The organism is Pseudomonas tructae (assembly GCF_004214895.1).
Taxonomy (GTDB): domain Bacteria; phylum Pseudomonadota; class Gammaproteobacteria; order Pseudomonadales; family Pseudomonadaceae; genus Aquipseudomonas; species Aquipseudomonas tructae.
In genome coordinates this window covers 1,872,467-1,895,742 of the sequence record NZ_CP035952.1, presented here as the reverse complement: position 1 = coordinate 1,895,742, position 23,276 = coordinate 1,872,467, and the positions used below count along the sequence as shown (strand labels likewise).

General features: G+C 62.4%; 13 protein-coding genes. 8 read left to right on the top strand and 5 right to left on the bottom strand.

Annotated elements, in window-relative coordinates; translation table 11 throughout:
• Positions 1 to 67 precede the first annotated feature (67 nt).
• Positions 68 to 379, top strand: a complete 312-nt coding sequence (locus EXN22_RS08740; protein WP_130263683.1) for a DUF962 domain-containing protein — start codon at positions 68 to 70, stop codon at positions 377 to 379.
• A 158-nt stretch (positions 380 to 537) separates the two neighbouring features.
• Here EXN22_RS08740 and EXN22_RS08735 read toward each other — a convergent pair whose 3' ends face one another.
• Positions 538 to 1,377, bottom strand: coding sequence for a UDP-2,3-diacylglucosamine diphosphatase (locus EXN22_RS08735; RefSeq protein ID WP_130263682.1), 840 nt, complete (start codon positions 1,375 to 1,377; stop codon positions 538 to 540).
• A gap of 206 nt (positions 1,378 to 1,583) precedes the next feature.
• Between EXN22_RS08735 and EXN22_RS08730 the strand changes: the two genes are divergently transcribed.
• Both EXN22_RS08730 and EXN22_RS08725 read left to right on the top strand, forming a co-directional pair.
• A complete protein-coding gene (locus EXN22_RS08730) occupies positions 1,584 to 2,348 on the top strand; it encodes an AraC family transcriptional regulator (protein WP_130263681.1) in 765 nt (254 codons plus the stop codon).
• A gap of 78 nt (positions 2,349 to 2,426) precedes the next feature.
• Positions 2,427 to 3,311, top strand: coding sequence for a DMT family transporter (locus EXN22_RS08725; RefSeq protein ID WP_130263680.1), 885 nt, complete (start codon positions 2,427 to 2,429; stop codon positions 3,309 to 3,311).
• 3 nt (positions 3,312 to 3,314) lie between these two features.
• On the opposite strand, the gene EXN22_RS08720 is transcribed toward EXN22_RS08725, so the two are convergent.
• The gene (locus tag EXN22_RS08720) at positions 3,315 to 3,599 is read right to left on the bottom strand and encodes a SelT/SelW/SelH family protein (RefSeq protein WP_130263679.1); all 285 of its coding nucleotides are present in this window, start codon (positions 3,597 to 3,599) and stop codon (positions 3,315 to 3,317) included.
• Positions 3,600 to 3,669: 70 nt separating this feature from the next.
• Here EXN22_RS08720 and EXN22_RS08715 point away from each other — a divergent pair, with 70 nt between their 5' ends.
• Complete coding sequence (locus EXN22_RS08715; protein WP_130266782.1) at positions 3,670 to 5,859, top strand: patatin-like phospholipase family protein; 2,190 nt, start codon at positions 3,670 to 3,672, stop codon at positions 5,857 to 5,859.
• Positions 5,860 to 5,866: 7 nt separating this feature from the next.
• Here the strand turns inward: EXN22_RS08715 and EXN22_RS08710 are convergent, their stop codons facing one another.
• Complete coding sequence (locus tag EXN22_RS08710) at positions 5,867 to 6,301, bottom strand: MarR family transcriptional regulator (protein ID WP_130263678.1); 435 nt, start codon at positions 6,299 to 6,301, stop codon at positions 5,867 to 5,869.
• 116 nt (positions 6,302 to 6,417) lie between these two features.
• Positions 6,418 to 8,556, bottom strand: coding sequence for a DNA helicase RecQ (gene recQ / locus EXN22_RS08705; protein WP_130263677.1), 2,139 nt, complete (start codon positions 8,554 to 8,556; stop codon positions 6,418 to 6,420).
• A gap of 245 nt (positions 8,557 to 8,801) precedes the next feature.
• On the opposite strand from recQ, the gene EXN22_RS08700 reads away from it, so the two are divergent.
• Positions 8,802 to 9,395 (top strand): YecA/YgfB family protein, encoded by a 594-nt coding sequence (locus tag EXN22_RS08700; RefSeq protein WP_130263676.1) that lies wholly within the window; start codon positions 8,802 to 8,804, stop codon positions 9,393 to 9,395.
• Between the two features lie 10 nt (positions 9,396 to 9,405).
• The gene (locus tag EXN22_RS08695) at positions 9,406 to 9,771 is read left to right on the top strand and encodes a YbaN family protein (protein ID WP_130263675.1); all 366 of its coding nucleotides are present in this window, start codon (positions 9,406 to 9,408) and stop codon (positions 9,769 to 9,771) included.
• An 82-nt stretch (positions 9,772 to 9,853) separates the two neighbouring features.
• On the opposite strand, the gene EXN22_RS08690 is transcribed toward EXN22_RS08695, so the two are convergent.
• On the bottom strand, positions 9,854 to 19,189 hold the full coding sequence (locus EXN22_RS08690; protein WP_130263674.1) for a retention module-containing protein: 9,336 nt from the start codon (positions 19,187 to 19,189) through the stop codon (positions 9,854 to 9,856).
• A gap of 520 nt (positions 19,190 to 19,709) precedes the next feature.
• On the opposite strand from EXN22_RS08690, the gene EXN22_RS08685 reads away from it, so the two are divergent.
• Positions 19,710 to 21,083, top strand: coding sequence for a TolC family outer membrane protein (locus tag EXN22_RS08685; protein ID WP_130263673.1), 1,374 nt, complete (start codon positions 19,710 to 19,712; stop codon positions 21,081 to 21,083).
• A 30-nt stretch (positions 21,084 to 21,113) separates the two neighbouring features.
• A complete protein-coding gene (locus EXN22_RS08680; protein WP_130263672.1) occupies positions 21,114 to 23,270 on the top strand; it encodes a type I secretion system permease/ATPase in 2,157 nt (718 codons plus the stop codon).
• Positions 23,271 to 23,276 lie beyond the last annotated feature (6 nt).

Here is a 23,276-nt window from a genome sequence, read left to right as displayed (position 1 = left end):
CTCTAGACTCAGATCAGGCTCCACGCCGTGTATCTTCGTCAGTTCGACCAGACCCTGGAGCAGTGTCGTGAACAGCCCCCAGCAGTTCCACAGTTTTGCCGAGTTCTACCCCTACTACCTGGGCGAACACAGCGACCCGACCTGTCGGCGCCTGCACTTTGTCGGCACCAGCCTGGTCATCGCCTTACTCGCTTTCAGCCTCGGCAGCGGCAATTGGCTGTTGCTGCTGGCCCTGCCCTTCGCGGGCTATGGCTTTGCCTGGATCGGGCACTTCTTCTTCGAGAAGAACCGCCCGGCCACCTTCAAGCATCCGCTTTACAGCCTGATCGGCGACTTCGCCATGTACCGTGACATGTTGCGCGGCAAGGTCAGCTTCTGAATTCGGCCCACAAGACCAGAAACCCGTCCTGCCGAACAAGACTGGGCGATCATCGCCAATGACTTTCGCGCCTGGCGAGACGGGCGCGACGAGTAATATTGATCTGCGCCCCGTTGCACGACATCGGCGATACCCTGGGCAGTTACCATCACGCCACGCTAGAGCACCCCGCCGCCACCGCCTGAATCCACCAGTTCCTCAAGCCTGGCCAGGCGCCGGGCTGCCTCGGCCTGGGCGTCGGCCAGGCGGTAAAGCTCGATGCTGCCATCCCAATGCTCGATCAGCGCAGTACAGGACTCGACCCAGTCGCCACAGTTGAGGTAGTCCACCTCGCCGACCTTGCGAATCTCGGCATGGTGAATATGCCCGCAGACCACACCGTGAAAACCGCGCTTGACGCATTCATGGGCGATGGCTTCCTCGAAGTCACTGATGAAGCTGACCGCAGTCTTGACCTTATGCTTGAGGTACGCCGACAACGACCAGTAGCCGTAGCCATAACGTGCCCGCCAGTGGTTGAGCCAGCGGTTGAGGGTCAAGGTGAACTCATAGGCCGAGTCGCCAAGAAAGGCCAGCCAGCGGTGATAACGGGTGATCACGTCGAACTGGTCGCCATGGATCACCAGCAGACGCCGGCCATCGGCCGTCAGGTGCTCGGCCTGGTCGACCAACTGGATATTGCCCAGCACCAGCTTCGAGTAGCGGCGCAGGAATTCGTCATGGTTGCCGGTGACGTAGATCACTTCGGTGCCACGCTTGCTCATGGTCAGCAGCCGGCGGATCACATTGGTGTGTGCCTGGGGCCAGTACATACCACCGCGCAGCTTCCAGCCGTCGATGATGTCGCCTACCAGGTAGATACGGTCGGCCTGGTAACCCTTGAGGAACTGCGACAGGTGCTCGGCCTGGCAATCCCGGGTGCCCAGGTGCACATCCGAGATCCACAGGGTGCGTACGCGCTGTTTGCGCGAGGGTCTGGCAAACTCGGCACGGCTCATCGGCAGGCTCCGGGAAGGTTTGCGCCAGCTTGCCAAGGGGCAATGAACCGAACGTGACCGCCAGGTTTCGATCCGATGACATGCTGCCCACTCAGCACAAGGCCACACAGATAAGAGTGGGAGCGGTCTTGCGCCGCGATGGGGCGCGTAGCGTCCCCAATAAACCGTTAGCCTGTACACTGCGGCGATTACCGGAGGACACTTCGATGAGCCACACCCCGATTCTTTCCCTGCGCCATTATCGCCACGACCTGATCGCCCACAGCCACGATCACCCGCAACTGGTGTTCGGTTTGTGCGGACGCCTGGAGTTCGAGGTCGAAGGCCGCGGCGCGCGGGTTGACCGCCAGGACCTGATGGTGGTCCCGGCGGGCAGCCACCATACCTGCGGCAGCCCTGCCGGCAGCGACTGCCTGGTGCTGGATGTGCCCCATGACGCATGGCTGAGCCAGGGCCTGGGCGGGCACCTCGACGCCAGCCGGCGCCTGCTGGAACGGGCCGGGCCGGTGAACCTGGACCATCGCCAGCAACAACTGGTCGACTGGCTGGCGGCAAGCCCGATCAACGACCCGCTGATAGCCCAGCAAGGTGCACTGCTGCTGTTGGCCAGCCTGAACAGCGGCGCAGCACCGGCTACGGCGCTAAAGTCATTGCCCTACGCCCGCTTCGACGCCCATATCGAGCAGAACGCGGCCTACCCACTGCAAGTCGCCGACCTGGCGCGCCTGGCCGGGCTGTCCGGCGCGCGTTTGCATGCGCGATTCATGGCCGAATGCGGGGTCACCCCCATGGACTATGTGCGCCAGCGCCGCCTGCTGCGGGCACGCCAACTGCTGCGTGATACCCGCTTACCGATCGGCGAGATTGCCAGCCAGGTCGGCTACAGCTCGCAAAGTGCCTTTGCCGCCGCCGTGCTCAAGGCCTTTGGCCGCACGCCTGGCGCCCTGCGGCGCGACCCTGAAGACAATTGACGCGAGGGCCGCGACAGACAGGGCCAGCGCCGCCCCCATACACTGGCGCCGCTGCCCTGCTCTATCACAAGGATCACCATGAATCACCGCACTGCCCTCGGCGCCCTGCATATCGGCGCACTGTTCTTCGGCCTCACCGGCGTGTTCGGCAAACTGGCCAGCGCCGCGCCTGCGATCATCGTCTTCGGTCGGGCCGCTTTTGCCGTACTGGCCTTGGCCGTGTTCGCAGGGTTTGCGCGCAAGGCCTGGCAACCCCTACAGGCGCAGGACTGGCGTCGCCTGCTGCTCGGTGGCGTGCTGCTGGCCGGGCACTGGGTCAGCTTTTTCATCGCAGTGAAAGTCGCCGGCGTCGCCATTGCCACCTTGGGGTTTGCCAGCTTCCCGGCCTTTACCGTGATCCTTGAAGGGCTGCTGTTTCGCGAGCGCATCCGCAGCAACGAGATCGTTCTGGTGCTGCTGGTGAGCATCGGCCTGGTATTGGTAACTCCGGACTTCGACCTGGCCAGCCAAGCCACAAGCGGGCTACTTTGGGCACTGCTTTCGGGCCTGCTGTTTTCGCTGCTGTCATTGACCAACCGCGCCGGCTCCGGGCGGATTCCAGCGGTGCAGGCCGCCTTGTGCCAGAACGCAGTGGTCGCCATGTGCCTGTTGCCGGCAGCAGCGCCAGCCCTGGGCAGCGTCAGCGCCATGGACTGGTTGTGGATCGGCCTGCTCGGGGTGTTCTGCACAGGCGTGGCGCACAGTTTGTTCGTCGCAAGCCTGGCAGTGATCAAGGCGCGCACCGCGGCGGTGGTGTTTGCCCTGGAGCCGGTCTACGGCATCGCCATGGCCTGGCTGATCTTCGCCGAAACCCCGACCTTGCGCATGCTCATGGGCGGTGCGTTGATCATCCTCGCCATTGTCATTTCCAGCCGCCTGGCGGCCAGCAATCCGCCAGCCAAGGTCGCCGCCGCCCAGGGCTGACGGTCAGGGCCGATCGTTATGGCCCAAGCCGCGCTGGGGGTCGATCTGGTCGCGTACGCGCTGCTTGAGCACCTTGGCCTCAGGGAAGCCACCGTCGGCCTTGCGTTCCCAGATCTGTACATCATCGCAGGTGATACGGAAGGTGCCGCCGGTGGCAGGCTCCAGGGCCACCCGGGCCAGGTCGTCACTGAAGGTGCTCAACAGTTCCTGGGCCAGCCAGGCGGCGCGTAGCAACCACTGACACTGGGTGCAGTAGGTAATGACGATTTGCGGTTTATGCGCGGACATACACTGAAGGTCTCCTGACAGGTGGGCATGCTTATACTAGCGGTCTTTAGCCCTTGCTCCGAGCGCCATGATGCACCGCCTGCTGTTATCCCTGCTGTTGATGTTCGTTTCCTTCGCGCTGCTGGCAGCCGAAGCGCCCCGACCGAAAGTCGGCCTGGTGCTCTCCGGCGGTGCTGCCCGCGGCCTGGCCCATATCGGGGTGCTCAAGGCCCTGGAGGAACAAGGCATCAAGGTCGATGCCATTGCCGGCACCAGCATGGGCGCAGTGGTCGGCGGCTTGTACGCTTCGGGCTACAAGGTCGACGAGCTGGAAAAACTGGCGCTGGGCATCGATTGGCAGCAGGCGCTGTCCGATGCCCCGCCGCGCAAGGATGTGCCGTTCCGGCGCAAGCAAGATGACCGCGATTTCCTGGTCAAACAGAAGCTCAGCTTTCGCGACGACGGCAGCCTGGGCCTGCCGCTGGGCGTGATCCAGGGCCAGAACCTGGCCTTGTTGCTCGAAAGCATGCTTGCCCATACCAGCGATACCCGTGACTTCGACAAGCTGCCGATACCCTTCCGCGCCGTGGCCACCGACATTGCCAGCGGCGAAAAAGTGGTGTTTCGTCGCGGCCACCTGCCCCAGGTGATTCGCGCCAGCATGTCGATCCCGGCGGTATTCGCCCCGGTCGAGCTCGATGGCCAATTGCTGGTCGATGGCGGCATGGTCGACAACATCCCCCTGGACGTCGCCCGCGAGATGGGCGTGGACGTGGCGATCGTTGTCGATATCGGCACCCCGCTGCGCAACCGCAAGCAGCTGGCAACCGTGGTCGACGTGCTCAACCAGTCGATCACCCTGATGACCCGGCGCAACTCCGAAGAGCAACTGGCAGCCCTGCACCGTGACGACATCCTCATCCAGCCACCGCTGTCGAGCTTCGGGGTCACCGATTTCGGCCGCGCCCAGGACATGATTGACGCCGGTTACCGCGCCGCTCGCGCCCTGGACGCACGCCTGGCAGTGCTCAAGCGCCCGCAAACCGGCGACGGCGAGTTGCTCGCCGCACGCTCGCCAAGCCAGCGCACACCGGTGATCACCGCCATCCGCATCGAGAACGATTCGAAAGTCAGCGACGACGTGATCCGCTACTACATTCGCCAACCCATCGGCGAGCCGCTGGAACTGGGCCGCCTGCAGACCGACATGGGTACCCTGTACGGCCTCGATTACTTCGACCGGGTGCAATACCGCGTGGTCCACAAAGGTGACGACAACACCCTGGTGATCAACGCCCGCGGTCGGCGCGGCGGCACCGACTACCTGCGCCTGGGCCTGAACCTGTCGGACGACATGCGCGGCGACAGCGCTTTCAACATCGGTGCCAGCTACCGGGTCAACGGTATCAACACCCTGGGCGGCGAATGGCTGACTCGCGCCCAGATCGGCGACCAGCAGGAGCTGTACAGCGAGTTCTACCAACCGCTGGACGCCGGCTCGCGCTATTTCGTCGCGCCCTACATCGACCTGGGCTCACAGAACATCGAAGCAACCCTGGACGATGACCCGATTGCCGAGTACCGCCTGGAACGCTACGGCTTTGGCCTCAACCTGGGAAGGCAGATCGGCAACAACGGTGAAGTGCGCCTGGGCGTGGGCAAGGCCTGGGGCCAGGCCGAGGTGCGCATCGGCGACCAGGACCTGCCCAAGGTCAATTTCAACGAAGGCTTCTACGAGCTCAAGTACTCCTTCGACACCCTCGACAATGTCTACTTCCCCCATAGCGGCGAGGACATCAACCTGACCCTGCGCCACTACGACCCGAGCCTGGGCTCGGACCAACGCTACCGGCAATGGGACTTGAACGTGGACAAGGCCATGAGCAGCGGCCCCAACACCTGGGTGGTGGGTGGCCGCTACGGCAGGACCCTGGATGATACCGAGGTGGTGACCTCAAGCTTCGTGCTCGGCGGTGCCCGGCAGTTGTCGGGCTTTCGCCAGGACTCGGTCTCCGGGCAGAACGTCAGCCTGATGCGCCTGGTCTACTACCGTCGCCTGACGCCACGCGCCTACCTGCCGCTGGACTTCCCGTTATACCTGGGCGGCTCGCTGGAGCGTGGCCGGGCCTGGAACAACGACAACGAGTTCGACAGTGGCTACATCAATGCAGCCAGTGTTTTTATCGGTTTCGAGACGCCCCTGGGGCCGCTGAACTTCAGCTATGGGGCCAACAGCGAGAATCAGAAGGCGATGTACCTGAACCTGGGTCACACCTTCTAAAAAGTGTTCAGGACTTTTCCAGGTTAGCCAGGATCCGCGCATGGACGCGCATGCAAATGCGCAGCTCCTCTTCGTCGACGCCAACGAACAGCTCGGCGCGCAAGGCATTGGCAATGGTTTCGATCTGCTCGATCAGCGGTTTGGCCGGTGGGCAAAGGAGGATTTTTTTTGCCCGGCGGTCTTCCAGCACCGCCTGACGACGAACCAGGCCCTGGGTTTCCAGGCTATCGAGCAGGCGGGCCAGGGTCGGGCCTTCAACGCCGACGCTCTGGGCCAGCTCACGCTGGGTCGGGGCCTCGTCGAAGCGGGCCAGGTGCAGCAGCACCAGCCAGCGAGCCTGGGACAGGTTGAGCCCGGCCAGGCGGCGGTCCAGCTCGGCGCGCCAGCCGCGGGACATATGTGCCAGCTGCATCCCGAATTTGTGTTGGTCGGTCAACGGCATAGAGGAACTCATCATCAGAACTAATTATTAGTCAGCTAACCATGACCGTGAGCCTCAGGCAAGGCTCATACAGCTGCGCTGCTTTGATAATCGTTATAAATGATGACAAAGCCGGGTTACATCTCGAATTCGGCGGCCAGTGCGGCCCGTACGCAATACAACACGCCTTCGGGCACTCGCCCGCCAAACTGTTCGGCGATGGCCGATACCGGCGGCAGCTCGCCTTCACCATCAAGGAAGGCATCCTGGATCTCGCCCAACAAGTCCTCCGGCAGGTCCAGCGCCTGGTCCAGCGACAGTTCCTGGCGACCGATGGCTTCGGCCAGCAGGCTGTAGACGTTCTTTTCGCTGCAGCTCAGTTGCCCGGCGATCTGCATTGGCGTCATGCCGGCACGGGCCAGGCTGACCAACTCGTGGCGCAGGTCGGTGACGATTTTCGGCGCCTCGACGCCGCCACCCAATACTTCCAGGAAGGCTTCACCGTAACGTTCCAGCTTGCGTGCACCAACGCCACTGACCCGGCCCATTTCGCTGAGGCTGGTGGGCTGGCTGCGCAGCATCTCCAGCAGGGTCGAGTCGGGGAAAATCACATAAGGCGGTACGCCATGCTCCTCGGCCAGCTTGCGGCGCAGGGCACGCAAGGCTTCCCACTGCTCGCGCTCGTCGCTGCGCACCAGCTGGCTGGCCGGGCTGCCAGCACTGCCGCTGCCACCCTTGCTACTGGTTTGCGGCTTGAGGTCTTTACGCAGCTCAAGGCTGACTTCACCGCGCAGCAATGGTCGGCAGCTGTCGGACAGGCGCAGGCCACCGTAGCCTTCAAGGTCGATATCAGCCAGGCCGCGGGCGACCATCTGGCGGAACAGCGAGCGCCAGTCGTGCTCGGAGCGATCTTTGCCGACACCGTACACGGCGAGCTTCTCGTGACCGAAGTTGCGGATTTTTTCGTTGTCACGGCCCAGCAGCACGTCCACCAGGTGGCCGACACCGTAGCGCTGACCGGTGCGATACACCGCCGACAGCGCCTGGCGCGCAGGTTCGGTGGCATCCCAGGTCTGCACACCGTCGATGCAGTTGTCGCAGTGGCCGCATGGCTGGGGCAGCTCTTCGTCGAAATAGTTGAGCAGGGTCTGGCGACGGCAGCGGGTTTCCTCACACAGGGCGAGCATGGCATCGAGCTTGTGTTGCTCGATGCGTTTGTGGCGCTCGTCGCCTTCGGAGTTCTGCAGCATCTGTTTGAGCATCACCATGTCCTGCAGGCCGTAGGCCATCCAGGCGTCGGCAGGCAGGCCGTCACGACCGGCGCGGCCGGTCTCCTGATAGTAGGCTTCCAGGGACTTGGGCAGGTCCAGGTGCGCGACGAAACGTACGTTGGGTTTGTCGATGCCCATGCCGAAGGCAATGGTGGCGACCATGATCAGGCCTTCCTCGTTGAGGAAGCGGCGCTGGTTAGCGGCGCGGGTCTCGGCAGGCAGCCCGGCGTGGTAAGGCAGGGCCGGGAAACCCTGCTCGCACAGGTAGGCCGCGACATCATCGACCTTCTTGCGCGACAGGCAATAGACGATACCGGCGTTGCCGCGCCGCTCGCCGAGGAACGCCAGCAACTGCTTGCGCGGCTGCTCCTTGGGTACGATGCGGTAGAAAATGTTCGGCCGGTCGAAGCTCGACAGAAAGCGTTCAGCGTTCTGCAGGTGCAGGCGGGTGACGATCTCTTCGCGGGTACGCATGTCCGCAGTGGCGGTCAGGGCGATGCGCGGCACATTCGGAAACAGCTCGGCAAGCTGGCCCAGTTGCAGGTACTCGGGACGGAAGTCATGCCCCCATTGCGACACACAATGGGCTTCGTCGATGGCGAACAGGGCGATGTCGAGGCTGCGCAGGAAATCCAGCATGCGCGGCTGTACCAGGCGCTCGGGAGCCAGGTAGAGCATCTTCACTTCACCCCGGCGAATGCGCCCGGCAAGGTCACGTTGCTGCTCGGCGCTGAGGGTGGAGTTCAGCGATGCCGCGGCGACGCCCAGTTCGTCCAGGGTCGCTACCTGGTCTTCCATCAACGCGATCAGTGGCGACACCACCACCGCCAGTCCCGGACGCAACAGGGCCGGGACCTGGAAGCAGAGCGACTTGCCGCCGCCGGTGGGCATCAGTACCAGCGCGTCACCACCCTTGGCCACGCATTCGATGATTGCGCCCTGGCGCCCACGAAAGCTGTCGTAACCGAAGATGTCCTTGAGGACGCGCTGAGCCTGTTCGAGCATAGAAACTCCAAAAATCGCAAAACCATCCTGGGCACAGGCTGGACGAAAACTCCGCTGGCGACACCCGAAAATGCGTAAGCGGCTTTTACCCGGTCCCGTGGTGCAAAGGGCCCGAGGATAAAAGCCGGGCATTATACCGGAGCCTGCGCCCTAGCAGGACGCTCTGCGATAGACGTCTTCCTTTGCCTCGTTTGCGCTGCAAGGTGCTAGAATTCAATATCGTTTATTCCCAAGGTAGCCCCGTAATGTCCTTCGCCGAGCAATTGACCCGCCTGCAAGCCTTCCTCGACGCCGACGAGCTGCACGAAGAGGCGCTGGACTACGTGGCCGCCCACGGCTTCCTGACTGCCTTGTCGATTGGTACCGAGGCCGTTCCCGAGCGCGAATGGATCGACGCCCTGTTCGCCGAAGAGCCGCACTACACGAACGACGCCCAGCGTGAAGAGATCGAGGCCACGCTGATCCAGCTCAAGGCCCACATCGCCCGCCAACTGGCCAGCGATGAAGAGTTCGAACTGCCGTGTGACCTGGACCTGGGTGACGAGCCGGACGACTCGGACCTGCGCGGCTGGTGCATCGGTTTCATGGAAGGCGTGTTCATGCGTGAAGAGGCCTGGTTCGAAACCGCCGAAGAAGAAGTCAGCGAGATGTTGCTGCCGATCATGGTCGGTTCGGGTCTGTTCGACGAACAGCCGGAATTCGCTGACATCGCCAGCGATGCCAACCTGATGGACGACATGATCGTGCAGATTCCAGAGGCCCTGACCGCCCTGTACCTGCTGCAGCATGCACCGGACGAAAAGCCAGCACCTGCACTGCTCAAACCTCGCCACCACTGAGTCGGCGTCAATGCGCTACCTGCTGCTGGCCACCGGCTGGCTCAGCGTTGCGCTGGGGGTGATCGGGATCTTCCTGCCGGTGTTGCCCACCACCCCTTTCCTGCTCCTGGCTGCTGCGTGCTTTGCGCGCAGCTCGCCGCGCTTTCACCATTGGCTGGTCAATCACCCACGGTTGGGACCGTGGATTCGCGACTACCTCAGTGGCGAAGGCATCCCCCTCAAAGGCAAGGTCTATGCGATCGGTTTGATGTGGTTGAGCATCGGCCTGTCGTGCTACCTGGTACCGCTGATCTGGGCACGGGGCTTCATGCTCACCAGCGCGGTGCTGGTGAGCATTTACATCTTGCGGCAAAAGACCCTGCGGCGCCCGTCCTGAGACACCAGGTGGGAGCGGGCTTGCCCCGCGATAGCATTCTGTCAACCCTATCGCATCGCGGGGCAAGCCCGCTCCTACAAGGTCAAACGGTGTCCACCTTCAGCGAATGATCATTGAGCATTCCGTTTATGATCGTCGCCGTGTCCTGCCCCGCCGCAATCACCCCGCCCGCCCCCGCCGTCACGCCATAGTGCTGGGCCAGGTTGACTCCGGCCAGATCGATGGTCTGGGTTGGCGCCGCCCCGGCAACGGAGCTGACCTCGATGGTCGAGACCACGCTGGCTCCACTGCCGGTGACCTTGAAGTGCAGGTAGTCATCCAGCGATGCGGTGGTGGTGTTCTCGCCTTGCAGCAACTGCGACAGATCCAGGCGGTCGGTACCCGGGGTAAAATCGGTGACCACATCATGCCCCGTGTTGCCTTGCTGATAGAGGAAGGTATCGCTGCCGGTGCCACCGGTGAGGGTGTTGTTGCCCGGGCCACCGATCAGCACATCGTCCCCGCCGGCACCGTTGAGGGTGTCGTTGCCCAGGCCACCGGTGAGCACGTTGGCATTGTTGTTACCCGTCAGGGTGTCGTTGTAGTCCGAACCGATCAGGTTTTCGATCGCCACCAGGGTATCGGTGCCGGCGCCACCTGTGTTCTGCCCGCCGACAGTGCTCAGGTTGACTGTCACAGCGCCCGTGGCACTGGCGTAGCTGGCGGTATCGATACCCGCTCCGCCATCCAGCAGGTCGTTGCCGGCGCCACCGATCAACAGGTCATTGCCGTCACCACCGTAGAGGAAGTCGTTGCCATCCCCGCCGATCAGTACGTCATTGCCCGCCCCGGCATTAAGGGTGTCGTTGCCGGCACCTGCCAGCAAGGTATCGTCGCCGCCGGTGCCGGTAAGGGTGCTGCCTTCCTGGTAATTGATGTCGACATTGCCGGTGCTGCTACCACCATGCCCGTCGCTTAGGGTGTAGGTGCCGTAGGCGGTTTCGTTTTGCGCGTTGGAATAGTCGACAGTCATGGTCAACGCGTAGTTTTCGGCGTTGTTGACGTTGCTGCCCGAGGTATTGGTCAGGTTGACCAGGTGAATGCTGTAAAGACCGTCGTGGCTTGCCGTGAAGAAGCCGCCGTCGGCAATGGTCTGGTAGCTGCCGCTGGCATCCTTCCATTCCATCAGAATGTTGCCGGCTGCCAGGTTGTGATCGAGCGTCAGCGTCTCGCCCTTCTTCAGGGTGACGGTCAACACGTCCTCATCGTTGGCATTGGCCGTGGTCACCGCCCCCAGGTAACCATTGACGATCAACGCCGCCGTCATGACATCGGCCGGGCCTCTGAAGGAGGAGCGCGGCAGGTCCCGCAACTGGTTGCCGCTGCTGTTGTTGGTGCCATTGAAGGACACGGTCGGCGGCGTCGCGCTACCCACGGTAAAACCTGCGCCCTTGGCCGCCCAGTCTGTCTGGAAGGTGGTCGTCGACGGTATGCTCAGACGGTCATGGTTGGCATCGCTGTCATTGGCCAGCAACCCCTCGGCAGGCACCGTGATGCTGCTTGAAAGGATATTGGTGATGATATGGTCAGCCCCGGCCACTGGTGCGGTATTGGCGTAAACATTGATCACCAGGTTGGCGCTGGCGGTGTCGCCGTCGTTGTCGCTGGCCACGAAACCGATCTGCTCGACCTGGCCGCTGCCGGTGTCTTTGGGTGGCGTGTAGGTAAAGTCGCCAGTATCCATGTTGACCACGATGCTGCCGCCAATCGCGGTTTTCACGGTAATGCTGTTGGTGCCGGTATCGAAGGTGCCGCGATCCGCCGCTCCACTGGTGGCGTAGGAGCCTGCGCCGCCGTTGCCCTTGGGATCGTAGGTGTAGGTGGTGCCGTCAATCACCAGCGACTTGATGAAGCCGCCATCAGCGCCGAACTGGCCACCACTCATCAGGCTGCCGGTGATCGGCGCACCCTGCACGGTACCGGACAGCACCGAGTTGAGCTGGTTGAGGTCGGTGACTACGGTGGCGTTGGTGTCGGTGTGCGTACTGCCATCGTAGGACAACGGGTTGAGGTTGCCGGCATTGACGCCACCGCCCAGGCCGATGGCATATGACTTGATGCCATTGCTGTCGAGAAACGTCTCCCAGGCTGCTTCCCGTGGCGCAGTGATGGAGTGCCCCGACGTCGGTTCGCCGTCAGAGAAGAAATACACGATGTTCTGCGCACCGGTAATTTTTCCACCGGTGGTATAGGCCGTCTGCGCCGAGTTGATTGCCGAGTCGTAATAGGTCGAACCGCCCGCGCTCAGGCCATTGACGATGGCCTTGGCCTGATCGACGGTCACCCACACCGTTGACGGCTGGTTGGCCCCGGTGGAGAAGGTCACCAACTGAACCTTCACGTCGCCCATTTCGTCGTACTTGTCGAGCAAGGCACTGATTGCCTGCTTGGCCAGTTGCATGCGCGTCAATCCAGGCACACCCGAGGCATCGTTCATACTGCCGGAGACGTCGATGACCAGCAGCAGGTTCGAATCCACCTGGCCCGGGGTCACCGAACGCTCGGCCCCTGTGGCATTGGGCACGTCGTCGACGATCTTCACATCGATGGTCGCGCTGGCTGAACTACCGTCGGTATCGGTGGCAACGACGTTGATGCTTTCGTTGAGGTTATTGATGCCATTGGCATTGGGGTGGTTTTCGTTGTCGAGCAAGGTGTAGGTGTAGCTGACCACCCCGGTAGCGGGGTTGTAACCGGTGATGGTGATGGAGTTGCCCAGCGGGGTCGTCCCGGACTGCGGGAAGCCGTTGACCACGCCACCACTGACCACGCTGATGCCACCTACTGTAAGGCTCTGCAGGCCATCGGGGGCGGTCACGGTGAAGCTGCCCGACTGGGTCAGGGCTGGCGAGTCCGGGCTGGTGCCGTCACTGAGGTTTTTTTCGTAGACGGTCAGCTCACCGCCATTGACGTTCAGCCCGTCGATGGTCACCGGGTTATCGAGGTTACTGACATTGAGCTTGAGGGTCGCAGTGCTGGTATCGCCATCGGCATCGCGCAAGGTGTAGGTGAAGCTCTCGATGCCGTTGCCGCCACCGTGCAGGTTCTTGAAGTCCTGGTCGTTGGGGTTGAGCGTATAGGTGTAAGAGCCATCAGCCGCCAGTACCAGAGTGCCGTAGGTACCGGTGAAAGTTCCGGCGGTGATCGGCCCGGTTACACGGTCGGCACCTTGCACGTCATTGCTCAGTACATTGCCGGTCAAGGTCAGTTGCACTTCAGTGGCGGTGACAGCGTTGGTGTCGTTCACTGCACTCGGCAAGTCATCGACGATATTGACGTCGATGGCACCATTGGCGGTACTGCCGTCAGTATCGGTGGCGGTGACCGTAAAGCTCTCGCTCAGGCTGTTGGCACCGTTGGCCGTAGGGTGGTTCTCATTGTCGAGCAAGGTGTAGGTGTAGGTCACAACACCGGTGGCGGCGTTGTAGCCGGTGATGGTCAGGGTGTTGCCCAGGGCCGTGGTCGCCGATTGCGGAAAACCACTGGCGACGCCACCACTGACCACGCTGATACCGCCGACGGTCAGGGTCTGCAGGCCGTCCGGTGCGGTCACGGTGAAGCTGCCGCCCTGGGTCAGCGCCGGGGTGCTTGGGCTGCTGCCGTCACTGAGGTTTTTCTCGTAGACAGTGAGCTCGCCACCGTTGATGTTCAGCCCATTGAGGGTCACCGGGTCATTGAGGTTGCTGACGTTGAGCACCAGGTTGGCTGTGCTGGTATCGCCATCGGCGTCTTTGAGGGTGTAGGTAAAGGTCTCGGTGCCATTGCCACCACCGTGCAGGTTCTTGAAGTCCTGGTCGTTGGGGTTGAGCGTATAGGTGTAAGAGCCATCAGCCGCCAGTACCAGAGTGCCGTAGGTACCGGTGAAAGTTCCGGCGGTGATCGGCCCGGTTACACGGTCGGCACCTTGCACGTCATTGCTCAGTACATTGCCGGTCAAGGTCAGTTGCACTTCAGTGGCGGTGACAGCGTTGGTGTCGTTCACTGCGCTCGGCAAGTCATCGACGATATTGACGTCGATGGCACCATTGGCGGTACTGCCGTCAGTATCGGTGGCGGTAACCGTAAAGCTCTCGCTCAGGCTGTTGGCACCGTTGGCCGTAGGGTGGTTCTCATTGTCGAGCAAGGTGTAGGTGTAGGTCACCACACCGGTGGCGGCGTTGTAGCCGGTGATGGTCAGGGTGTTGCCCAGGGCCGTGGTCGCCGATTGCGGGAAACCACTGGCGACGCCACCACTGAACACGCTGATACCGCCGACGGTCAGGGTCTGCAGGCCGTCCGGTGCGGTCACGGTGAAGCTGCCGCCCTGGGTCAGCGCCGAGGTGCTTGGGCTGCTGCCGTCACTGAGGTTTTTCTCGTAGACAGTGAGCTCGCCACCGTTGATGTTCAGCCCATTGAGGGTCACCGGGTCATTGAGGTTGCTGACGTTGAGCACCAGGTTGGCTGTGCTGGTATCGCCATCGGCGTCTTTGAGGGTGTAGGTAAAGGTCTCGGTGCCATTGCCACCACCGTGCAGGTTCTTGAAGTCCTGGTCGTTGGGGTTGAGCGTATAGGTGTAGGAACCATCAGCGGCCAGCACCAGAGTGCCATAAGTACCGGTGAAGGTGCCGGCAGTGATCGGACCGCTCTGGATACGGTCGGCGCCTTGCACGTCATTGCTCAGCACATTACCGGTCAGGGTCAGCTGGTTCTCGGTGGCGGTAACGGCGTTGGTATCACCCGCAGCCGCCGGTAGATCATCGACGATATTCACGTCGATGGCGCCACTGGCAGTACTGCCATCGGTATCCGTGGCGGTAACCGTAAAGCTCTCGCTCAGGCTGTTGGCACCGTTGGCCGTAGGGTGGTTTTCATTGTCGAGCAGGGTGTAGGTGTAGGTCACCACACCGGTGGCGGCGTTGTAGCCGGTGATGGTCAGGGTGTTGCCCAGGGCCGTGGTCACAGATTGCGGCAAGCCACTGGCCACACCGCCACTGACCACGTTGATACCGCCAACGCTCAGGGTCTGTACGCCATCAAGCGCCGTGACGGTAAAGCTGCCCGTCTGGGTCAGCGCCGGGGTGTCCGGGCTGCTGCCGTCGCCGAGGTTCTTCTCGAACACGGTGAGCTCGCCGCCTTCAACGTTCAGGCCATTGAGGGTGACCGGGTCATTGAGGTTGCTGACGTTGAGTACCAGGTTGGCGGTAGACACATCGCCATCGGCATCGGTCAGGGTGTAGGTAAAGGTCTCGACCCCGTTACCGCCACCGTGCAGGTTGAAGAAGTCCGGATCGGCAGTATTGAGCGTATAGGTGTAGGAACCGTCGGCAGCCAGCACCAGGGTGCCGTAGGTGCCGGTGAAGGTGCCAGCAGTGATCGGCCCGCTCGCGACGCGGTCGGCGCCTTGCACGTCGTTGCTCAACACATTGCCGGTCAGGGTCAGCTGGTTCTCGGTGGCGGTAACGGCGTTGCTGTCGCCTGCTGCGGTCGGTACATCGTCAACGATGTTCACATCCAGCGAGCCGCTGGCGGTGCTGCCATCGGTATCGGTCACGCTGACCGTGAAGCTTTCGCCCAGGCTGTTGGTGCCATTGGCGGTGGCGTGGGCTTCGTTGTCGAGCAGGGTGTAGCTATAGGTCACCACACCGGTGGCGGCGTTGTAACCGGTGATGGTCAGGGTGTTGCCCAGGGCCGTGGTCACAGATTGCGGCAAGCCACTGGCCACACCGCCACTGACCACGTTGATACCGCCAACGGTCAGGGTCTGTACGCCATCAAGCGCCGTGACGGTAAAGCTGCCCGTCTGGGTCAGCGCCGGGGTGTCCGGGCTACTGCCGTCGCCGAGGTTCTTCTCGAACACGGTGAGCTCGCCGCCTTCAACGTTCAGGCCATTGAGGGTCACCGGGTCATTGAGGTTGCTGACGTTGAGCACCAGGTTGGCGGTAGACACATCGCCATCGGCATCGGTCAGGGTGTAGGTAAAGGTCTCGACCCCGTTACCGCCACCGTGCAGATTGAAGAAGTCCGGATCGGCAGTGTTGAGCGTATAGGTGTAGGAACCGTCGGCCGCCAGTACCAGGGTGCCGTAGGTGCCGGTGAAGGTGCCAGCAGTGATCGGACCGCTCGCGACGCGATCGGCGCCTTGCACGTCGTTGCTCAACACATTGCCGGTCAGGGTCAGCTGGTTCTCGGTAGCGGTAACGGCGTTGCTATCGCCTGCTGCGGTCGGTACATCGTCAACGATGTTCACATCCAGCGAGCCGCTGGCGGTGCTGCCATCGGTATCGGTCACGCTGACCGTGAAGCTTTCGCCCAGGCTGTTGGTGCCATTGGCGGTGGCGTGGGCTTCGTTGTCGAGCAGGGTGTAGCTGTAGGTCACCACACCGGTGGCGGCGTTGTAACCGGTGATGGTCAGGGTGTTGCCCAGGGCCGTGGTCACAGATTGCGGCAAGCCACTGGCCACACCGCCACTGACCACGTTGATACCGCCAACGGTCAGGGTCTGTACGCCATCAAGCGCCGTGACGGTAAAGCTGCCCGTCTGGGTCAGCGCCGGGGTGTCCGGGCTACTGCCGTCGCCGAGGTTCTTCTCGAACACGGTGAGCTCGCCGCCTTCAACGTTCAGGCCATTGAGGGTCACCGGGTCATTGAGGTTGCTGACGTTGAGCACCAGGTTGGCGGTAGACACATCGCCATCGGCATCGGTCAGGGTGTAGGTAAAGGTCTCGACCCCGTTACCGCCACCGTGCAGATTGAAGAAGTCCGGATCGGCAGTGTTGAGCGTATAGGTGTAGGAACCGTCGGCCGCCAGTACCAGGGTGCCGTAGGTGCCGGTGAAGGTGCCAGCAGTGATCGGCCCGCTCGCGACGCGGTCGGCGCCTTGCACGTCGTTGCTCAACACATTGCCGGTCAGGGTCAGCTGGTTCTCGGTAGCGGTAACGGCGTTGGTATCACCCGCAGCGGTCGGTACATCGTCAACGATGTTCACATCCAGCGAGCCGCTGGCGGTGCTGCCATCGGTATCGGTCACGCTGACCGTGAAGCTTTCGCCCAGGCTGTTGGTGCCATTGGCGGTGGCGTGGGCTTCGTTGTCGAGCAGGGTGTAGCTATAGGTCACCACACCAGTGGCGGCGTTGTAACCGGTGATGGTCAGGGTGTTGCCCAGGGCCGTGGTCACAGATTGCGGCAAGCCACTGGCCACACCGCCACTGACCACGTTGATACCGCCAACGCTCAGGGTCTGTACGCCATCAAGCGCCGTGACGGTAAAGCTGCCCGTCTGGGTCAGCGCCGGGGTGTCCGGGCTGCTGCCGTCGCCGAGGTTCTTCTCGAACACGGTGAGCTCGCCGCCTTCAACGTTCAGGCCATTGAGGGTCACCGGGTCATTGAGGTTGCTGACGTTGAGTACCAGGTTGGCGGTAGACACATCGCCATCAGCATCGGTCAGGGTGTAGGTAAAGGTCTCGACCCCGTTACCGCCACCGTGCAGGTTGAAGAAGTCCGGATCGGCAGTGTTGAGCGTATAGGTGTAGGAACCGTCGGCCGCCAGTACCAGGGTGCCGTAGGTGCCGGTGAAGGTGCCAGCAGTGATCGGACCGCTCGCGACGCGATCGGCGCCTTGCACGTCGTTGCTCAACACATTGCCGGTCAGGGTCAGCTGGTTCTCGGTAGCGGTAACGGCGTTGCTGTCGCCCACTGCGGTCGGCACGTCATCGACAATAGACACATCGATGCTCATGCTCGCGCTGCTGCCATCGGTGTCGGTGGCCACCACATTGAAACTCTCGCCAAGGCTGTTGCTGCCATTGGCGGTGGCATGCGCATCATTGCCGTTCAGGGTGTAGCTGTAGCTGACCTCGCCCGTGGCCGGGTTGTATCCGTTGATCGTCAGAGTGTTGCCCAGCGCTGTGGTAAGCGACTGCGGGAAGCTATTGGCTACCCCGCCGCTGATCACATTGATGCCGCCCACGGTCAGCGACTGCAGGCCATCGGCGGCGGTCACGCTAAAAGTGCCGCTCTGGGTCAGCGCCGCTGCGTCAGGGCTGCTGCCAGTCGCCAGGTTCTTCTCGGACAGCACCAACTCACCACCGTTGATGGAGAGCCCGTTGAGTTCCACCTGATCATTCAGGTTGGTAACGTTGAGCACCAGATTGGCACTGGATGCATCGCCATCGGCGTCGGTCAGGGTGTAGGTAAAAGTCTCGACCCCGTTACCGCCACCCTGCAGATTGATAAAGTCCGGATCGGCTGTATTGAGCGTATAGGTGTAGGAACCGTCGGCCGCCAGTACCAGAGTGCCGTAGGTTCCGACAAAGGTACCGGCAGTAATCGGCCCGCTGGGGACGCGGTCGGCGCCTTGCACGTCATTGCTCAACACGTTGCCGGTGAGGGTCAGCTGGTTCTCGGTAGCGGTCACCGCATTGGTGTCGGCCACTGCTTGCGGTACATCGTCGATGACATTGATATCCAGCGAACCACTGGCGACATCGCCATCCGTGTCACTGACCTGAACACTGATACTCTCACCCAGCCCATTGCCGCCAGCACCATTGGGGTGGTTCTCGGCACCGCTCAAGGTGTAGCTATAGCTGACCACGCCGCTGGCAGCATCGTAACCGGTGATGGTCAGCACATTGCCCAGGCTCGTGGTGACCGATTGACCAACACCGGTCACTGTGCCGGCTGTTACCACATTGATGCCACCCACATTGAGATTGAATACACCATCAGGGGCCAGCACGCTGAAGCTGCCAACCTGAGTCAGGGCCGCAGGATTGCTGGCCGAGCCCTGGGGCAGATTGGCTTCGCTCAGCGACAGCTCGCCACCCTCGACACCAAGCCCTTCAATGCTGACCGGATTGTCCACGGCAACTGGCGGCAGGTCGTCGTTGTTGTTGATCAGGCCAACGTCCAGCTCGCGCAACTCGGGAAAACCGTTGAAGCCTGCCGTAGGGAAACCGATCACAGGATCAACGCGCCCTGCCACCTCGTCGAGAATCACAAAGCTATGGCCGCCACCCAGTGCCCCGGGCGCACCGCCAGAGGCGGGCCCGGCCGCCGTCGGATCGGCGTCCTGGGTCGGGTCGGCACCAGCTGCGATGGCTTGCTGGAGTTTTTCCACGTCGCTCAACTGCGCCTGGCTTGGGGTCAACGACTCAGGTGTATCGACATGAGCGGCCTGGTTGGCCAGCAACTCCGGGGTCAGGGTCAGGTTACTGCCGCGGCCGAGGGTAAGTTCGGCACCGTTTTGCAGGTGGACGGCGACAGCGCCGGCAACGCCGGTATCCAGTTGCTCGCCGGCATATAGCCGATCGCCTTCGACCAGGGGTCGGCGGCTGCCATCGCTGCCCACAGCGAAGACTTCACCCACCACCTTGCTGACGATCCCGATTAACTTAGCCATGAGCGCACTCCTCCACTGCAAATCGGTTGATTGCAGCAAACGTGCGCTGAACTTTCGCGTGGCCACCCCGGCGGGAGTACCCGCAGGCCGGCGCTGAAACAGCCTGGTCTGACGCTATGACTTCAATGAAATCAAAGGCTTCGCCAGTCAGTGCTGCGGTGAAAGTGATTGAGCGAAGTGGTCAAGCGACAGTGCCAAAATTTTGTCGCCAAACTTCGCCCCGCCTCCATCCCCTCCGCTACATCCATGCCCTATGCTGCAAAAACACGGGAACTTTCTCTGACGCCCGAAAAAATGCACCCTAGCGCTGATTCCATGGGCCGCCTGATATGAACAATGTCGCGGATTTCTTAGACCGCATAAGTTTTTTTTCGCATAAGCCTTATGAGAAAATCTTCTTAGCTGCGCGCGTAAATGTTCTTAGCTCTGTTGTTACAAGCCTGATACGGTTTGCACTCAAGTTTTCGTCACTTTTTTGACGATCGCAGGACCATTATTAGAATTCAGGGAGAAGTACCCCATGCGCGTTTTGACCCCCATCACCAGCGCAATTCTGTTGGCCATGGCATGTACCCATGCCCAGGCGATGTCACTTAATGAGGCTGTGCAAAGCGCCGTGGATCAACACCCGGAAATCAATGCCAGCAGAAACAGCCGGTTGTCTGCCGATGAAGACGTGAAGTTCGCCAGAGGGGGCTACTTCCCAACCGTCGACCTGGTAGCCGGATACGGCCGGCAACGCTCTGACAACACCAATACCCGTGGCTTCAACGCCGACGGCAGCCGTAACCATAATAAAGAGACGCTGAGCTACACCCAATCCGACCTGCGCCTGCGGCAGATGCTCTTCGATGGTTTCAATACCCCCAACGAAGTCGGGCGCACCGAGGCCGTGGTCAACTCCCGGGCCTACTACACCCAGGCCACCGCCGAGTCCATCGCCCTGCGCACTGTCGAGGTTTACCTTGAGGTACTCAAGCGTCGTGAACTGGTAACCCTGGCCAAGAACAACCTGCAAGCGCACCTGCGGGTCAACGACCAGATCGGCCTGCGCAGCGAGCGCGGGGTTGGCAGCAACGCCGACCGTGATCAGTCGACTGCCCGTCGCGCCCTGGCGGAAAACAACCTGTACACCGCCGAAGTCGACCTGGCCGATGCCGAGGCCAACTTCTACAGCGTCGTTGGCCGCCCGGCCGATGAGCTGGAAACCCCGACCACCATCAAGGGTGAGGTGCCCGGCGACCTGGGCGCTGCGCGCCAGGGCATGCTCGACAACAACCCCTATCTGAAATCGGCCCAGGCCGACGTCAATGCCGCCGAGCAGCAATACGAAGTGGCCAAGTCGCCGTTCTACCCACGCCTGGATGCTGTGCTGGCCACCGGTGCCAACAACAACACCGCAGGCCAGGTTGGCCACGACAACAACGACTGGCAAGCTGGCGTCGAGCTCAGCTACAACCTGTTCCGCGGCGGCAGCGACAAGGCCCGCCTGCAGTCCGATGCGCACAAGATCAACCAGGCCATGGACATCCGCAACAACGCCCTGCGCACCCTCAACGAGAACCTGGCCTTGTCGTGGAACGCCATGAACAACGCCCGCGTGCAATTGCCAGCAGCACGCGAGTACGCCGAGACCACCACCCGCGTACGTGCGGCCTACCAGGATCAGTTCGGCCTTGGCCAGCGGACCCTGCTCGACCTGCTCGACAGTGAGAACGAGCTGTACAACGCCAATCGCCGCTACACCGAGGTGCGCTACACCGAAGAGTTCTCCATGTACCGGGTCCTGGCCAACATGGGTGAACTACTGAGCAAGCAGCGCATCTCGCTGCCGCCGGAGGCGATCGCCAAGAGCGAAGTGAAGAGCGAGGCGCGTTTGCCCGATATGCGCTAACCCCCTTCCCCGCTGCAGGAGTAGGCGACTGTGACCAGCATGCAACCTGCGAGCTCGGCGGCCGATCCGCGCCAGAGTTTCGATGACCCGTTACTCGATGGTTTGCTGATCCTCTGCAAGCTGCACGGTTGCACGGTCAGCCGCGCCGGCCTGAGTGCCGGCCTGCCCCTGCCCAACCAACGCCTGAGCCTTGAGCTGCTGCCCCGGGCAGCAGCCCGGGCCGGTTTGCAGGCGCGGGTACTGCGGCGTGAACTGGGCGCGCTCTCGACGCTCAACCTGCCCGTGCTGTTGCTGTTCAAGGACGGGCGCTGCGCAGTGTTGCGCCGCTGGGGTGACGACGGCCGGGCGCTGATCCTGCCGTGTGAAGCCGAAGGCGGTGAACAGTGGGTCAGCCGCGAAGAATTGCTCGATGCCTACGCCGGTGAAGCGCTGTTCGCCCGCCCCCGTCACGAACTCGAAGACCTGCGCGCGCCCCTGATGCCGCGGGTCAACGCCTGGTTCCGCGATACCCTGAAACTCTCTCGCTGGCTGTACAGCGACGCCATTCTCGCCAGCCTGCTGATCAACCTGCTGGGGCTGATGGTGCCCTTGTTCGTTATGCAGACCTACGACCGCGTGGTGCCCAACCAGGCCACTTCGACCCTGTGGGTGCTGAGCGCCGGCCTGCTGGTTGGCACTTTTTTCGAGTTGACCCTGCGCGTGGTCCGCGCCCACCTGCTCGACCAGGCCGGAAAAAAGACCGACCTGATTCTGTCCGCCACCTTGTTTGAACGCATCACCGGCATGTCAATGAAAGCCCGCCCCGCCACCGTCGGCGGCTTCGCCCAGAGCATCCATGACTTCCAGGGGCTGCGCGAATTCCTCACCGCCGTGACGCTGACCAGCGTCATCGACTTGCCCTTTGTGGTGCTGATGCTGGCAGTCATCGGCCTGCTCGGCGGCTGGCTGGTGATCATTCCACTGATCGCCTTTCCCCTGACCATCATCTTTGCCTTGATCATCCAGATACGCCTGCGCGACACCGTGCAAAGAAGCCTGGCCCTGGGCGCGGTACGCCAGGCGCTGTTGATCGAAACCCTCGGCGGCCTGGAAACCCTCAAGGCTTGCAGTGCTGAAAGCGAGCGCCAGTACCAGTGGGAAAGCACCCACGGCGCCCTCACCCGTCTCGACGCCCATGCCCGCAACCTCTCGGCCGTGGCCACCAATGGCACCCTGTTCATCCAGCAGTTCTGCGGCATGGCCACCATCGTCGCCGGGGTCTACAGCATCATTGCCGGCAACCTCAGTGTCGGCGCCCTGGTCGCCAGCTACATGCTTGGCAGCCGGGTGTTGGCGCCGCTCGGGCAAATCGCCGGGCTGATCACCCGCTACCAGCAAGCACAGCTGACCATGCGCAGCACCGACGCCCTGATGGCCCTGCCGCAAGAGCGCCAGGCCGGCCAGCAACCACTGGAGCGCACCCAGCTGCAGGGCGCCCTGGACGTCAGCCACGTCAGCTTTCGCTACCAGGGGCAAAACGCCTCGGCCCTCAACGACATCAGTTTCAGCGTCAAGCCGGGCGAACGCATCGGCATCATCGGCCGCAGCGGCTCGGGCAAGAGCACCCTGGCGCGCCTGCTGATGGGCTTCTATAGCCCGGACGAAGGGCAGATCCTGCTCGACAACCTCGACCTGCGCCAGCTCGACATCGCCGACCTGCGCCATCAATTGGGCTACGTCGCTCACGACTTGCCGCTACTGGCCGGCAGCCTGCGCGACAACCTGACCCTGGGCGCACGCTATGTCAGCGACGCACGCATGCTTGAAGTCGCCGAACTGACAGGCGTCAGCGAGCTGGCCCGGCAGCACCCGCAAGGCTTTGACCGGCCGGTGGGCGAGCGCGGCCAGCTGCTTTCCGGCGGTCAGCGTCAGGCCGTGCTGCTGGCTCGGGCCATGCTCCTCGAACCGCCGATCATGATCCTCGACGAACCCACCAGCCATATGGACAACAGCAGCGAAGACCAGCTGCGCCAACGCCTGCACGGCTGGATCCAGGGCAAGACCCTGTTGCTGGTCACCCACCGCACCTCGATGCTCAGCCTGGTCGACCGGCTGCTGGTTCTGGACAACGGCAAGATCGTTGCCGACGGGCCGAAGGATGCGGTCATCGATGCACTGCGCAAAGGCCGCGTCGGCGCGGCGCTCTAGGGGGGT